Annotated in this window: 1 protein-coding gene; it reads left to right on the plus strand. The window is 37.2% G+C overall.

The genetic code is table 11. The features are described 5' to 3' along the window. Positions 1–259: 259 nt before the first annotated feature. Positions 260–1,254, plus strand: a 995-nt coding sequence (locus ACFIKE_RS10810) for a hemin-degrading factor (RefSeq protein ID WP_375649913.1), incomplete at its 3' end; no start/stop codon positions are given.

Consider the following 1,254-nt stretch of genomic DNA (forward strand, 5'->3'; position numbering starts at 1 on the left):
TCATTAGATCAATTAAAAAGGTTATATCGATAAAAAATAAATTATTGCGTTTCTGTTCTCATTGTTCTTTGAACAACAAATTTTGAGGTTTGAGCTTTAACTCTTCGTAATTTATCGGTTTTTATTGTTCTATTGTTGATAAAATAAGGGCTTGTTTAGTGGTGGGTTGAACCATTAGTTGATAGTGGTTCGACTTACTGTCTTTCTAGTTGTAAAATTAAATAATTAACCTTCAAACAGGTAACATAAGGATAAGCCCATGTCATACACAGCCGAAATGATTATTCGCTTGCGTGAAGAAAAAAAAGAGATGCGTAACCGCGATTTCGCGGATTCTATTGGTATATCCGAAGCAGAACTCATTGCGGCTTATTGTACAATCGGAAAAGCAAAAAAACTACGCGCTGATGTCGCTACTTTCTTGGAAAATGCTCCTAAACTTGGAACAGTTATGGCATTGACACGGAATGATAATGCTGTCCATGAAATAACAGGATGTTTTGAGAAGATTGTTCAAAGCCAGCATATCCCGATAACACTCGGTGAAATTGACTTGCGTATTTTTTCAAAACAATGGAAGTTTTGTTTCGAGCATGACGTGATTATTCTCGGAACACCTATGAAAAGTTTGCAATTCTTTGATCAATCTGGCATGGCTATTTTCAAACTCTATTCTAAAGACACGACAAATATGGAAGAATGGGCCGTACTTGTTGAAAAATTACTTCATGACGATCAGTCACCTGTACTTGATATTTCTCCCGTTCCTACTCCTGTACAATGTGATATGGCAAAGCTGGATGTTGAAAAATTTCGAGATTGTTGGCGTCAGATGACTGATGTACATCAGCTTCATGGGATTATTTCTGAACTGAAAATTAATCGACATGATGCTGTGAAACATGCCGGCAATGAATTTGCCGATGAGTTAAAAATAGAAACTGTTGAGATGATGCTCAGACAGGTTGCACAACAAGAGTTACCAATTATGTGTTTTGTCGGTAACAAAGGGTGCATCCAAATTTTTACTGGAAAAGTAAAGAACATTAAGCAAGTGGGACCTTGGCTTAATGTTCTCGATCAAAAATTTCACCTCCATTTACTCGTTTCTGGATTTGATAAGGTATGGCGTGTTCGCAAACCTATGCTTGATGGTTATGTCAGCTCACTTGAAGTTTTCGATAAAGCTGATGAAATGATTATTCAATTCTTTGGCGTACGCAAGGAGGGACAAAAAGAACGTGACGATTGGCG

This window comes from Bartonella sp. MU70NMGDW (genome assembly GCF_042194085.1).
GTDB classification, from domain to species: domain Bacteria; phylum Pseudomonadota; class Alphaproteobacteria; order Rhizobiales; family Rhizobiaceae; genus Bartonella; species Bartonella grahamii.